Source organism: Pedobacter lithocola (assembly GCF_042650845.1).
Classification (GTDB): Bacteria; Bacteroidota; Bacteroidia; order Sphingobacteriales; family Sphingobacteriaceae; genus Pedobacter; species Pedobacter lithocola.
In genome coordinates, this window is record NZ_JBHSBW010000001.1 from 56,828 (window position 1) to 71,783 (window position 14,956).

The window sequence follows — 14,956 nt, forward strand, 5'->3', positions numbered from 1 at the left end:
GCAATGCTTTTTATAACGTTCTTCTTAGGCATTGTTGTTAATGCTATGGGCTATATTCCACCCGGGAATATTAATTTAACTGTAGCACAACTTGCCGTAAACAAAGGCATGCGCCAGGTTTGGTATTTTATTTTATCATTTTCTTGTGTAGAAATTTGTTTCACATTTGGTATGATGCGTTTTGCCCGTTGGGCCATGAGCGACATCAATCCAAACTCTGCCGTTAGTGAGGTAAGGTTAGGAACATTGGTAGAAGGCTTTATGATACTGATGTTTATTGTGATGGGTACCATAACCTGGAGAAATAGAAAAAAAGTGCCTAAAACGAGTGCTAAAAAAGATGATAAGCGAAGTGGAAGTGTTTTGTATGGTTTAATTCTAGGCGTTTTAAATCCCGTTCAAATTCCCTTTTGGCTGTTTTTTGGTAACTATGTTATTTTGCACGAATGGATAAAAACTGATTATTTATCGTTGATAATTTTTAGCGTTGGCTCAGGCTTCGGTTCTGCAGGAGCGTTATATTTATACGCACATTTTGCAACCTTTATTCAAGAGAAATTTGCACTAAGTAGCTTAATAATTAATAAAGCTATTGCAATATTTTTATTTGTATTAGCTGCTTATTTAATTGTGAAGCAATCCATTATTTTATTTTAGAAATTCTACATTCCAAATTTTTTCTGCTTTTCTGCCGATTAACCAAAAGGAAGCTGCTAAAACCGAGAAGAATAAAGCTTTATGCCAGCTATCCCAGAAGTACTCGAAATAGCGTGTGTAAAGGTTAAGAAATAGGAAAGTGATGCCGAATTCTCGAGCAACATCATCATTATATTTTAAACCAAATATGGTACTTGCTACGCATACAGCGGCAGATATTAATGCCCAATAAAATAAGCTTAATTGCCTAACGGAGTACCATTCTTCTAAGCTTGCAAAGTTACCGAAAACGGATAATGCCCAAAGTGAAACGAATAAATAGACCATTCCTGCTAGGTAAGTTACCTGAAAAAAATGCTTGGTTTTAGGTAAAGCTTTCATAATAAAAGAAGCTGCCGTTAATGCGGCGCCAAATACTACAAAACGTAAGGGATAATTCATCCCAAGGAAATAATAATTCCAGCGACTTAAGTAACCGGTTTCTGTACCAAACCACGCACCGAGAGATATTAAAGCAAAAATCCAGATTAGTCTTGAATTAAAAACATAACCCAAACCACCATAAATAAAAACGGAAATTAAGATTAGAATGGTGAAATTACCAGAACCATTATCAATCGATTTACCAAAATAGGCAATCGCATTTGCGGTAAGTAAAATGGCAGAAAATACAATGGCCTCATTGCTAAATTTTAAATGAGAAAGCTTTTTCTTTCTCCGAAATCCTAAAATATATAACCAGCCTGCTAAGCCACCAGAAATAATTGCAATTACAATATTTGGTGTGTTGTAAACTCTTTTTAAATAATTTAGGATTGTATTATCAATTAAAAGCGAACCTAAAGCGATAAAACCACAGGCTAGTGCTACCCAAAAAGCGTATTGAGCCAAGCGAAGCCAATCGAAGTTTTTAGCTTCATAACTTTTTCTGAGTTTGTTGCCAGTATCTTCATTAATTAAGCCATCGTTTTGCCATTGCTCAATCATATCATCTAAAAACTCACTCTTTTCTCTGTCAACTTTCATATGTAGGCTTGTTCACGAAGATATAAATTTAGTATCAAGATGTTGGTATCAAGTATCAAGACCAATTTTATTAAATAACTCTTTTAAACTGAGTTCGATTATTAACATGCTTTATACTATAGCCATAAGCGTTTAATACGAACAGTCGTAATTGCGAAGTTGGACTTATGAGAGCTGAAGCATAGTTTTTGGCTAAATAGATTGCTTCGTTCCTCGCAATGACGGAAACCAATGTTTTCTAAAAATATTAATCTAACTCAGGTTTTTTAAAATTTTAACTCGCATAGCCTAAACCTAAATTAAATAACCTCTCTTATCTTTTTATTGTTTCCCACAATCCAAATCACATCACCGCTATCAAAAACAAAATCAGATGATGGATTTAAAATTCTATCCGCTCCGCGTTCTATACCAACAATTAATGCTTGTGCTTTTTCACGAATACCAGCATTTCTTATGCTTAAACCATAAACCGGCGATTCTGAATGGACAACAATTTTTTGTAGGGTCATCTCTTTATCGGGGAAACTTTTTTCTTGTTCAGTTTCGGGTAAATCTACCTCTAAAATGGTTTTTACAGCTGCCAATTGGTCATCGGCTCCAATTAAAAGTAACTTATCATTTGGGTACAAACGCTCTTCTCTGCCCGGAGTTGGTATCGCATTTCTGCCGCGTTCTATCATGGCAATGTTAACACCATATTTTTCACGAATCATAAGCTCAGATAGGGTTTTGCCTACAACTTCTGATTCTGGTGAGACCATTAGTTCTGCAAGGTGTGTATCCCAAGGTAAAATGTCAGGTTTTTGGTTTTCTCGAGCGTTTAAATTTAGCATAAAACGCTTCTCCAGTTTATCATAAAATGATTGTAAACGTCTAGCGAAAATTATCATTCCCAAAACTATTAATGCCAAGGCAATTAATGCTGCGGTCCACGTGTCAAAAAACTCATACATTAAAAATCCAACAAAGAAAATACCTAATGCTATTCTGAAAAATTCTATTGCTATTAATGGTCCGCGGGTATATTTTTTGTTTAACCAAAGGTGAGAATAAGCAGTTCGCTGAATTCTTCGGATAGATAATGCCCATAAAAAAGGTGCCATTAATATAAAGGAAACTATTATGCTTATAATAATTGACGTTAAACTATTTGCAATGTTTTTAACAATAAATGGCTGGATGTAGCGATACGTTAGGAAGATTATAGCAATGATGATAACCGAATGTATTATCGTATTGAAGATATAGGAGCGAAGCAGTATTTTCCAATCGCTAAGTTTTGTAATGCCTTCTGTGCTTGAGCTGTATCTTTCTATTCCATCCAGCCATTTTTGTGGTAAAGTACGTTTTAGAAATTCGTAAAAAGGCTCGGAAAGTTTAATTAGGTAGGGCGAAGTAAATGTTGTAATGGCCGCTGCAGCAACAGCAATCGGGTAAAGAAAATCGCTGGTTACTTTTAATGTTAAGCCTAATGAAGCGATGATGAATGAAAATTCCCCGATTTGTGCCAAACTCATTCCCGATTGTACTGAAGTTTTTAAAGGCTGACCCGATAATAAAGCGCCTAAAATGGTAAAAAGAATTTTGCCAAAGATAATTACCGACGTTGATACTAAAATTGGAACTGCATATTTCACCAGCATTGCAGGGTCGATAAGCATACCAACTGAAACAAAAAATACCGCTGCAAACAAATCTTTTACTGATTTGGTTAAGTGTTCTATCCGTTCGGCTTGAGTAGTTTCAGCCAAAATGGAACCCATAATAAATGCACCAAGGGCAGGAGAGAAGCCAACTTTATCAGCCAGCAAAACCATAACCAAACATAAGCCTAATGAAACTACTAACATGGTTTCATCATTCATTAGTTTTTTAGTTGCTTTTAAAAAAGATGGTATGAGAAATATGCCGCCCAAAAACCATAATACCAGAAAAAAAGCAAGCTTAAGAATAGAGAATAGCATTTCGGTACCGGCCGATTGCTGACTTACTGCTAAAGTTGAAAATAGCACCAGTAATAAAATGGCTACCAAATCTTCAACAATTAAAATCCCAAAAACCAGACCTGCAAATTTTTTATGCTTTAAACCAAGTTCTTCAAAAGCTTTTATAGCAATCATTGTTGATGATATGGATAGAATTCCACCGAAAAACAGGCTGTCCATATCCTTCCATCCCATCGCTTTGCCCGCTAAATAGCCAGCAAAAATTATAAACAGGACTTTAACTATTGCTGTGATAGATGCTGAACCACCCACTTTAACCAGCTTTTTAAAACTAAATTCTAAACCCAAGCTAAAAAGGAGAAAGATTACGCCAATTTCACCCCAAATGTTAATGCTTTTGGTATCGGTAACGGATGGAAAAAAACTTAGATGAGAGCCAACTAATAAGCCAGCAAGGATATAGCCTAATACTAATGGCTGTTTAATTTTTTTAAATATAAGAGTGGTTATTCCTGCTGAGGCAAGGATTAAACCTAAATCGGCTATTAAATCAGGTAAGTGCATCTATTAAATTTTGTACTGAAGTAGTAATATACAAAACTATAGTTGAGCTATAGATTTTTTTATCAGATAGATGCGTTTTTTAAGAGTATTGATGATTAAATTTCGACAGAATGTAAAATGATTGACTCAATTTGTGTTACAACATTTTTTTTTCAATTGAGATAAATGTTACACGATTATCGAGAAAATTTAAATCACTTTATAGACTTTTGCTAAATCAAGCTTGCCGAAACCAATCGTAGGTTTGTTGTTACGATTTTTTCGACAAACTCGAGATAATATATCGTTTTAAAGCGATTAAGGCTGTTAAAAAGCTTTTGGCTTAAACAACTACATTAATAATTTTACCTTTTACGAAAATTACTTTCTTTGGCGATTTCCCATCCAAATACTTTGTAAATTGTTCATCGGCCATTAAAATAGCTTCTGCTTCTGTTTGCGCCAAGGTTAAACTTAAATTTAAATTCATTTTCATTTTTCCATTGATGGAAACCGGGTAAGCAAACTCATCTTCTACCAAATGCTCTGGATTGAATGTTGGTAATTTCGTGTAAGACAAACTTCCTGCTTCGTTACCCAATTGTACCCAAAGTTCTTCGCAAATATGTGGTGCATAAGGCGATAGCAAAATCACCATATCTTGTAAAATACTGCGTTTATTCGATTTTAAATCTGTTAACTCATTAACAGCAATCATGAAACTAGAAACGGAAGTATTAAATGAGAAACGCTCAATATCATCCTGAACTTTTTTGATGATTTTATGCAACGATTTTAACTCAGCTTTGGTCGGTTCGGCACCAGAAACTGTAAATTCCCAAGCCTCATTGTGGAATAATCTCCAAAATTTTCTCAAAAATTTAAATACACCTTCAATGCCATTTGTGTTCCATGGCTTGCTTTGTTCCAACGGACCTAAAAACATTTCGTACATCCGTAGGGTATCTGCTCCATAACGTTCAATCAAATCATCGGGGTTAACCACATTGAATTTTGATTTCGACATTTTTTCTACTTCTACGCCGCAGATATATCTTCCTCCTTCAAGAATGAATTCAGCGTTGGCATATTCCTCTCTCCAGGCTTTAAATTTACTCAAATCAAGGGTGTCGTTTTCTACAATATTAACATCTACATGTAATGCAGAAGTTTTATATTCCTTTCTCAATCCAGCTGAAACAAAAGTATTTGTAGGTTTTCCATCTTCGTCGTTAATACGATATACAAAATTACTTCTACCTTGAATCATCCCTTGGTTAATCAATTTCTTGAAAGGTTCTTCTTCTTGTGTGTAACCTAAATCTTTCAAAAACTTGTTCCAAAAACGGCTGTATAATAAGTGTCCGGTGGCATGCTCAGAACCGCCGATGTATAAATCTACAGCTTTCCAATAATCTACAGTTTCCTTTGATGCAAAATCACGATCGTTATTGGCATCCATGTAACGGTACCAATACCAGCTACTTCCTGCCCAACCCGGCATGGTGCTTAGCTCATAATCGCCGCCTTCTTTTGGAGCCCAGTTTTCTGCTCTTGCCAAAGGAGGCTCTCCGGTTTCAGTAGGCAAATATTTATCAATTTCTGGTAAGATTAATGGCAACTCTTCTTCCTTAATTAAATAAGGTAAACCATCTTTAAAATAAACGGGAATTGGCTCACCCCAATAACGCTGGCGACCAAAAATTGCATCACGCTGGCGGAAATTTACTTTAGCCTTCCCAAATCCTTTCTCTTCTAACCAATTATTTAATAAAGGAATAGCTTCCTTATATGTCATTCCGTTGATGAAACCTGAGTTAATGTATTTGCCTTCTTTGGTAGGGTCAGCCTGAACATCAATGTCTTTCTGTCCATCTAAAATTTGGATAATAGGCAAATTAAAATGTGTTGCGAACAACCAATCGCGTTGGTCGCCACTTGGCACACCCATAACTGCACCTGTTCCATAACCAGCAAGCACGTAATCAGCAATCCACAATGGCACACGTTCGCCATTAACGGGATTAATTACATAACTTCCTGTAAAAGCACCAGAAACTGTTTTTGTATCCGCCATGCGGTCTAATTCCGATTTCTTTTTAGTTTGAGCGATGTAATTCTCAACTTCTTGTTTTTGCTCGGGTGTAGTTAATTCAGCAACCCATTCGTGTTCTGGTGCTAAAACCAAATAAGAAACTCCGAAAATGGTATCTACACGGGTGGTAAAAACTTCGATTTGTTTATCATTACCATCAATCTGAAATTTAACAGATGCCCCAACACTTTTCCCAATCCAGTTGCGTTGCATTTCTTTAATTGGTTCTGGCCAGTCGATGGTGTCTAAACCTTGCAAAAGTCTATCGGCATAAGCAGTAATTCTCATGCTCCACTGCATCATTTTCTTTTGTTCAACAGGAAAACCACCACGCTCAGAAAAGCCATCTTTTACTTCATCATTAGCTAGCACAGTTCCCAAAGCAGGGCACCAGTTAACGGTACTTTCTCTTAAATAAGTTAATCTGTATTTTAATAATTCTTGCTGTTTTTCTTCTTCCGAAAAGGTTGCCCAATCACTCGGTAAAAACGATTTTATATCATCATCACAAACAGCTTTTACATCGGCTGTTCCAGAGGTATTAAATTTCTCAATTAAAGTTGAAATGTCTTCAGCTTTGTCATTCTCGATGTTATACCACGAATTAAACAACTGCATAAAAATCCATTGCGTCCATTTATAATAAGATGGTTCGCTGGTTCTTACTTCTCGGCTCCAATCAAAAGAGAAACCAATTTGGTCTAATTGGCGACGATAAGTTGCAATATTTGCCTCTGTGGTTATTGCAGGGTGTTGACCAGTTTGTATGGCATATTGCTCAGCAGGTAATCCGAAAGAATCGTAACCCATTGGGTGCAATACATTAAAACCTTTGAGGCGTTTGTATCTTGAAAAAATATCTGATGCAATGTAACCTAGTGGATGACCAACGTGTAAACCTGCTCCTGATGGATAAGGAAACATATCTAACACATAATATTTTGGTTTATCAGAATTGCTTTCGGCTTTAAATGTTTGATTATCTGCCCAAAATTTCTGCCACTTTTGTTCTATTTCTTTGAATTGGTAATCCATTGCAAGTTTTAAATTTTTAAAGGGGCGAAATTACGGAAATTAAGGGGTTTACTAAAACATAATTTCAGTAGTAGTATACATGTTTTAAGCTTTAATTAAATAAATAGTTCGATACTCAACCTCACTCTATGAAAGGTATTTGTTATTGTTTAGACATTGCATCCCTCTCCTTGAGGAGAGGGAAACGAATGGTTGTACGTTGAACCATTGGATATTACTCAAAGTTTTAATTAAATCCCGATCTTAAAGGAGAGGGACAACACAACATAAGCCAAACCAAAAAAAATTTATAGGGTGAGGTAAGGTAGGATACTAAAAAAAGTTTAAAATTTGTCTCTGTGATACAGTTATTTGATAAAGCTTCTATTTCGTTAGATAATAAATTTTAGTAACATTAGTTTTATCCATTTTGGCAGAAAATTGAAACTGTGTTCCGCTGAGCGTACTAACTGTACAATAATATGTTCCTTCAGGAAATATCAATTGAAATTCGCTACCTAAAGAAACAATATAAGAACCAATGGTACGCTGATTATTTAAACCTAACTCAACTTGGTCATCATTATTAGCTTTGAAATCCAAGTAATCGTTAATGGTATAATTGAAAGTTCCATTTAAGCTTTCGTTAGAATTGCCAGTCACTTCAATTTTATTTACAGTCCATTTTCCAATTATTCTTGCCTTTACAGATGTATTATCTTTCTTACAAGAAAATAGAATTATAGCCGAAATAAGGAATAGGCAAAGCCTCGTAATTTGTTTTTTCATTTTTGGGAGTTTTTTGTTTTAAGTCAGTTTATAAACGCAGCTTCTTTAAGTTTGGTACCAAATATTAAAATGTTATGCTTTAATGGCAATTTAAATACCGAACGAAAAACACTTTCAGAGCGTTATTATTTATTACAAAAGCTTTATATTGGTGTTTATCAGGTATAATTTATATTTTCGCAGAAACAAAATTGAAATACATGGAAGAATTCGAAGTAAGTGACGCATCTAAGAAAACCAAAACTGTTTATATCTCTACTATATTTAGTATTGCATTGGTTTTATTAATGCTAGGGCTGCTTGGGTTGGTACTTGTACATGCCAAAAACCTATCTAATTACGTTAAAGAAAATATTGTTTTAAATATTATTGTTGATGAAGGCGCTAAGGAGGCAGATATATTAGCTTTCCAAAAAGACCTAAACTCAAATCCTGCGGTTAAACAAACTCAATATGTAAATAAAGAACTTGCTGCCAGGAATTTAACTCAAGATTTAGGTGAAGATTTTGTTAACTTTTTAGGTTACAATCCATTAACCTCTACTTTTGACGTTTATTTAAAAGCAGAATATGCAAATAATAAAGGCATAGATGCTTTGAAAGCTAATATTTCTAAAAATCCGGTTGTAAAAGAAGTTGTTTATCAAAGTTCCCTAATAGACATGGTGAATAAAAACATTAGTACAATTGGCTTAATCATTTTAGCATTTGCGGTTGTGCTTTTGGTTATTTCTATTGCATTGATTAACAACACAATACGACTTGCAATTTACTCGCAACGCTTTTTAATTAAAAGTATGCAATTGGTTGGTGCAACGAAAAATTTTATCAGACGTCCTTTCTTATTATTCGCAGCTTTGCATGGTTTAATTGCTGCTTTTATAGCAATAATTATTTTGTTGGCAACATTAATCTATGCTAGAAAAGAAGTTCCTGAAATAATTATCCTTAATAATTACAAAGAATTTGGATTTGTATTTGTTAGCTTATTAATTATCGGAATTTTTATTACAGGCATAAGCACTTGGTTTGCAGTAAGTAGGTATTTACGTTTAAAATCTTATCATCTTTACAGATAATGGCAGAAAAAAAAACAAGTCCGATTGTTAAGGACGTAAAAAGTGAGTTGGTTTTTACCAAAAAGAATTACCAATTATTATTAATCAGCATTGCTATAGTTGTTGTTGGATTTATTTTAATGATGGGCACAACTGGAGATATTTACGATTTTAGAAGAACTTTATTGGCACCACTTGTGGTATTGGCAGGTTTTGCTTTTGGTATTTATGCTATTTTAAAGAAATAATTCTATCCTTTCAATTATTACGAAAACGCTTTAATTTTAATTGAGCGTTTTCTCCGTTTTATACCATTCTATAGCAATTATGAATTCTTTTGAAGCCATTATCCTAGCAGTTATCGAAGGCTTAACCGAGTTTTTGCCTGTATCAAGCACTGGTCACATGATTATTGCATCATCCTTTATGGGTATAGCGGCAGATCCTTTTGTAAAACTTTTTACCATTGCAATACAACTCGGCGCAATTCTTTCGGTAGTTGTGCTATACTTTAAAAGGTTTTTTAAATCGATTAATTTTTACATTAAACTTTTGGTTGCCTTTATCCCTGCAGCTGTTTTCGGTCTTTTATTAAGCAAAAAGATAGATGAACTTTTAGAAAGTCCGATGGCTGTTGGCATATCTCTTTTAGTCGGTGGTATAATTTTATTATTTGTTGATAAATGGTTTAATCAGCCAACCATTAATGAGGAAGAAAACATCACTTATTTAACCGCTTTAAAAATCGGTTTCTTTCAATGCATTGCCATGATTCCTGGCGTTTCACGCTCTGGAGCTACCATTGTAGGTGGAATGACACAAAAATTAAGCAGAAAAGTAGCGGCAGAGTTTTCATTCTTTTTAGCTGTTCCAACCATGTTTGCTGCTACTGGTAAAAAACTGTATGATTTTTACAAAGAAGGAAACACCATAACTCATGAGCAAACTAGCCTGCTGATTATCGGAAATGTAGTAGCTTTTATTGTTGCACTTCTGGCCATTAAAAGTTTTATTGGCTATTTAAACAAACATGGTTTTAAAGTTTTTGGGTATTATAGAATTGCAGCGGGCTTAATCATTATCATTTTGCTGTTATCTGGCCATAATCTACAAATTATATAATCTGTATCTTTGCGCAAAAAAGATTTGTGAGTACAGAAAATTCAAAATTTAAAGATTTCAATTTCGCTGAGGGCGAACTGCTCTTAATTAATAAACCATACAAATGGACTTCCTTTGACGTGGTTGGAAAAATTAGAAATTCACTAAAACCATTAAAACTTAAGGTAGGTCATGCAGGTACTTTAGATCCGTTGGCCACAGGTTTATTAATAATTTGTACAGGTAAATTAACCAAGCAGATTGATACCTTCCAGGCCGAAGAAAAGGAATATACCGGCACAATGATATTGGGCGCCACCACTCCATCATTCGATATGGAAACTGAGGTTGATGAAACCTTCGATATTAGTAAAACTACAGCAGCAGAAATTTACGCTGCTACTAAACCGTTTATCGGCGATATAGAACAATATCCTCCAGCACATTCGGCTGTAAAAATTAATGGCGAAAGGTTATACGTTAAGGCAAGATTGGGCGAAGAAGTAGAACTTAGAAAACGTTTCGTTAACGTACCCGAATTTGAAGTTACCCGAATAGATTTACCTGAAATCGATTTTAGAATTGTTTGTAGCAAAGGCACCTACATCCGCTCTATAATTTCTGATTTTGGCAAACACTTAAATAGTGGAGCTTACCTTTCTAAACTTACCCGAACCCGCAGCGGAAACTTTTTACTAAGCAATGCGTTTGAGGTATTAGAACTTGTTAATTATATTCGCAGTAAGAAAGAAGAAGTAAAAACGCAAACGCAAGAATGAGCAAAATCAAAAACAAAAATGCCAGATATTTAAAAGAAATTTTCTTGATAATTGCTGGTGTTACTTCTGCTTGTTTCGGTTTAAAAAGTTTTTTAATGCCCAGTCATTTTATTGATGGTGGTGTTACCGGTATTTCCCTATTGCTAAGCACTTTAACCGGTTGGAATTTATCTTACTTAATTGTAATTATAAATATTCCATTTGTAATTTTAGGTTATAAGCAAATAGGCAAAGGCTTTGCTTTTAAAACTGCTGTAGCCATTGCCGCTCTGTCAATTGCTTTAATTGTACTTCCATTTCAACCCATAACACACGATAAATTACTGATTGCATTTTTTGGTGGGTTGTTTCTTGGTGGCGGTATCGGGCTTGCAATGAGAGGCGGCTGTGTGATTGATGGAACCGAAGTTTTAGCACTTTACATTAGTAAAAATAGCATACTAACGGTTGGTAACATTATCCTTATCTTAAATATTATAATCTTTGCCTTTGCCGCCTATTTTTTAAACATCGAAACAGCCTTGTATGCAATTTTAACTTACTTATCGGCTTCAAGCACAATCGATTTTATAGTAAATGGTATTGAGCAATACACCGGTGTTACCATTATATCAGAACACCAGGAAGCCATTAAAGCCTACATTATTACCGATATGAAACGTGGTGTAACCATTTATAAAGGTGAAGGAGGCTATGGAGATAAAAAAGATATAGATATAGTATTTACTGTTGTTACTAAACTGGAAATGAGTAAATTACAAACAGCAATAAGACAAATCGATGCCGATGCTTTTATAATACAACAGCAAATTGCCGATATAAAAGGTGGTGTTGTTAAAAGACATGCGCTACATTAATAACTAATTTCAATAATTCGGGCATGCCCCCAAGCTGCGCAAGGGGTCGGGCTGTACGCTAAATCCCCGATGAAACCTGTGAAACAAGCAAGCATGCCGCAAAATAATAAACAACAATGCTTAAATCGGGGGATATCGCTTCCATCGCTCATGCAAAGACGAAAATTCATAAAAAAAATTACCATTGAAAATATACCATAACCTCAGCGATTTTAATAAATTAACCAATGCAATAGTAACCATTGGTACATTTGATGGTGTACATTTTGGGCATCAAAAAATTATAAAACAACTAGTAGCAAAAGCGAAGGCTGATGGAGGAGAAAGTGTAATTCTAACATTTTTCCCTCACCCGAGGATGATTATCGACCCCGAAAATCAAGACTTGAAAATGATTAGTACCATAAATGAGAAGGCTGAGATTTTGAAAACTTTAGGGGTAGATCATTTAATTATAACGCCTTTCACCAGAGATTTTTCAAATCAACTGCCAGAAGATTACATTAGAAATATTTTGGTAAATACCATTGGTACAAAGCACATTATAATTGGCTACGACCATCGTTTCGGGAAAGATCGTTTAGGCGATTTAACCGATTTAAAAGCAGCTGGCTTGCATTTTGGTTTTACAGTAGAGGAAATTATGGAGCAAGATATTCACGATGTTGCTGTAAGTTCATCAAAAATTCGTCAGGCGCTTTTAGCTGGCGATGTTAGCCTAGCTTCTGATTACTTAGGTTATCCATTTTCAATTTTTGGTAGGGTTATTAAGGGTGATAAAATTGGAAGAACAATAGGTTTTCCAACAGCTAATATTTTTGTTGAAGAGACTTATAAACTAATTCCAGGCGATGGGATTTATGCGGTAACCGTAACAATGAACATTAAAGATGAGGAAGCGAAATCAGATCTAACTGATACTCCTCCAGCTTCAAATGCTCAATCTTCAACATTTAAAGGCATGGCTTATATTGGCCAGCGACCAACAATAAATGGTATGACCAGAAACATTGAGGTTAATATATTCGATTTTAATCAGGAAATTTATGGTCAGGATATCAGGATGAACTTTTTAAAATTCCTTCGTCATGATGTAAAATTTACCGGATTAGAAGCCTTAACCGTTCAGCTACAGCAAGATAAAGAAAATACACTTTCCTATTTTAATTCATTAGCATCAGAGTAATATAAAAAATTGATTTTATCAGTTGCTTCTTATTGCCTTCTGGATTAATCATACAAATTGCAAATAAAAACAAAACCCGGGCTGTTATTTATAACCCGGGTTTTTATATTATTAACGTCAGCTTAAAAATTAAGCTTTTGCTTTATTTCTGTTTCCTCCAAATCTGCGGTTATTGCTAGCATTACGAGGTTTGCCGCTCATGTTGCCATCGCTTCGTTTAGCGCCACCACCGCCGCCTTTCGATTGGGCCTGTGGTTTGCGTTTAATTTGATTTTTTGCCATCATATTTTCCCAACTCAATGGATATGGATGGTCATCAACCACAGGAAGCGTAATTTTTATCAGCTTTTGGATATCAAGTAGATATTCATTTTCCTCAGCATCGCAAAAAGAAATTGCAATACCATTTGCTCCGGCACGGCCTGTACGACCGATTCTGTGTACGTAAGATTCAGGAATGTTTGGTAATTCGTAATTTACTACGTGAGATAACTGATCGATATCAATACCACGGGCAGCAATATCTGTAGCCACTAAAACACGAATTTTTCTATCCTTAAATTCGGTTAAAGCCCTTTGTCTAGCATTTTGAGATTTATTACCATGTATTGCAGCGGCTTTAATTCCTGCAAAACCTAAATCTTTTACAATTCTATCTGCACCATGTTTGGTACGCGTAAACACTAATGCAGTTTCAATTTTTTTATCATCTAAAAGATGAATTAATAATTTCTTTTTATCAGGTTTATCAACAAAATAAACCGATTGAACAATCGTTTCGGCTGTTGATGATATAGGCGTAACTTCTACTTTTGTCGGGTTTGATAAAATCGTATTTGCTAATTTTTGAATTTCATCTGGCATCGTTGCAGAGAAAAACAAAGTTTGGCGTTTTGCAGGTAATTTAGCAACAACTCTTTTTACATCGTGGATAAAGCCCATATCTAACATACGGTCGGCTTCATCTAAAACAAAAAGTTCGATGGTATTCAAGCTGATAATACCTTGGTTCATTAAATCTAATAATCGACCAGGTGTAGCTACTAAAATATCAATTCCTTTTCTAACAGATTCTACCTGGCTGTGCTGACTAACGCCACCGAAAATTACCAAATGGCGTAAGTTTAAGTTACGGCCATAAGCTTTAAAACTTTCCTCAATTTGAATGGCAAGTTCGCGGGTTGGTGTTAAAATTAGGGCTTTAATATTTTTTGTAGCCTTAGTGTTAATGTGTTTTTCGTGCAATAGTTGCAGCATTGGTATTGCAAACGCAGCAGTTTTACCTGTACCAGTTTGTGCACAACCTAATAAGTCTTTTCCTTTTAGTATTGTTGGGATAGATTGCTCTTGTATTGGGGTAGGTTGTGTATAACCTTCGGTCTCAAGTGCCTTTAAAATTGGCTCTATGAGGTTTAATTCTTTGAATAACATGTATTTTTTGTGTAATATTTATCGAAGAAGCTAGAACGATCATTTTATGAAGGACTAACTTGCGGAGAGAATATGCCATAAGAATGGCAAGCCCTAATTCCTGCTTCGCTGCAAAGATACTATTATAATCGGGGAAATAAAAAGTACAGGTTGTTTATCAATTAATGTTAGTTAAAATATTCTCGTGCTTAAACTTAAAGACCTGAAATATTAAAAATCACATTGGTCAATAATTTTTTTATTTAATCAAAATATTTTATATATTTATTTTCATAATAAGTTTTATAATCTGTTTTTAACAAGCAGCTTATGATTTTTATATCATTTCTAACCAAATCTATTATGAAGACCCTATCAAATCATTTTAACAGATCGATTTCCCCCCACAGTTGCGCAAATTTTAAAAAAGAACTTGTCCTCTAAATTTCTGAAACATTTCACCAATTAACATTAATGCAATACTCTTGTATA

Annotated in this window: 12 protein-coding genes; 7 read left to right on the forward strand and 5 right to left on the reverse strand. The window is 34.7% G+C overall.

From position 1 onward, the window contains the following. Window positions 1-3: 3 nt before the first annotated feature. Entirely contained in the window at window positions 4-657 is a 654-nt protein-coding gene (locus ACFOWA_RS00245; protein ID WP_378980674.1) for a LysE family transporter, read from the forward strand. Here ACFOWA_RS00245 and ACFOWA_RS00250 read toward each other — a convergent pair. The 4 genes from ACFOWA_RS00250 to ACFOWA_RS00265 form a co-directional block, all read right to left on the reverse strand. Beyond that, window positions 649-1,683 (reverse strand): DUF2157 domain-containing protein, encoded by a 1,035-nt coding sequence (locus ACFOWA_RS00250; RefSeq protein ID WP_378980676.1) that lies wholly within the window; start codon window positions 1,681-1,683, stop codon window positions 649-651. The genes ACFOWA_RS00245 and ACFOWA_RS00250 overlap by 9 nt on opposite strands. A gap of 299 nt (window positions 1,684-1,982) precedes the next feature. Then, window positions 1,983-4,196 carry a cation:proton antiporter domain-containing protein gene (locus ACFOWA_RS00255; protein WP_378980678.1) on the reverse strand — a complete coding sequence of 738 codons (2,214 nt, stop codon included), beginning with the start codon at window positions 4,194-4,196 and terminating at the stop codon, window positions 1,983-1,985. A 322-nt stretch (window positions 4,197-4,518) separates the two neighbouring features. Next, complete coding sequence (gene leuS, locus ACFOWA_RS00260; protein WP_378980680.1) at window positions 4,519-7,305, reverse strand: leucine--tRNA ligase; 2,787 nt, start codon at window positions 7,303-7,305, stop codon at window positions 4,519-4,521. A gap of 363 nt (window positions 7,306-7,668) precedes the next feature. Continuing rightward, complete coding sequence (locus ACFOWA_RS00265) at window positions 7,669-8,073, reverse strand: hypothetical protein (protein ID WP_378980682.1); 405 nt, start codon at window positions 8,071-8,073, stop codon at window positions 7,669-7,671. Window positions 8,074-8,273: 200 nt separating this feature from the next. Here ACFOWA_RS00265 and ACFOWA_RS00270 point away from each other — a divergent pair, with 200 nt between their 5' ends. The 6 genes from ACFOWA_RS00270 to ACFOWA_RS00295 all read left to right on the forward strand — a co-directional run bounded on the left by ACFOWA_RS00270 (window position 8,274) and on the right by ACFOWA_RS00295 (window position 13,054). Next, a complete protein-coding gene (locus ACFOWA_RS00270; protein WP_378980684.1) occupies window positions 8,274-9,152 on the forward strand; it encodes a cell division protein FtsX in 879 nt (292 codons plus the stop codon). Beyond that, on the forward strand, window positions 9,152-9,379 hold the full coding sequence (locus ACFOWA_RS00275; RefSeq protein ID WP_378980686.1) for a DUF3098 domain-containing protein: 228 nt from the start codon (window positions 9,152-9,154) through the stop codon (window positions 9,377-9,379). Before ACFOWA_RS00270 ends, ACFOWA_RS00275 begins: the two co-directional genes overlap by 1 nt. 79 nt (window positions 9,380-9,458) lie before the next feature. Continuing rightward, window positions 9,459-10,253, forward strand: a complete 795-nt coding sequence (locus tag ACFOWA_RS00280) for an undecaprenyl-diphosphate phosphatase (RefSeq protein ID WP_378980688.1) — start codon at window positions 9,459-9,461, stop codon at window positions 10,251-10,253. Window positions 10,254-10,279: 26 nt separating this feature from the next. Then, a complete protein-coding gene (truB, locus tag ACFOWA_RS00285) occupies window positions 10,280-11,011 on the forward strand; it encodes a tRNA pseudouridine(55) synthase TruB (RefSeq protein WP_378980690.1) in 732 nt (243 codons plus the stop codon). Next, window positions 11,008-11,868 (forward strand): YitT family protein, encoded by an 861-nt coding sequence (locus ACFOWA_RS00290; protein WP_378980692.1) that lies wholly within the window; start codon window positions 11,008-11,010, stop codon window positions 11,866-11,868. Before truB ends, ACFOWA_RS00290 begins: the two co-directional genes overlap by 4 nt. Before the next feature lie 184 nt (window positions 11,869-12,052). Then, window positions 12,053-13,054 carry a bifunctional riboflavin kinase/FAD synthetase gene (locus ACFOWA_RS00295; RefSeq protein WP_378980694.1) on the forward strand — a complete coding sequence of 334 codons (1,002 nt, stop codon included), beginning with the start codon at window positions 12,053-12,055 and terminating at the stop codon, window positions 13,052-13,054. Between the two features lie 129 nt (window positions 13,055-13,183). On the opposite strand, the gene ACFOWA_RS00300 is transcribed toward ACFOWA_RS00295, so the two are convergent. Next, complete coding sequence (locus ACFOWA_RS00300) at window positions 13,184-14,485, reverse strand: DEAD/DEAH box helicase (protein ID WP_378980696.1); 1,302 nt, start codon at window positions 14,483-14,485, stop codon at window positions 13,184-13,186. Window positions 14,486-14,956: the final 471 nt, after the last annotated feature.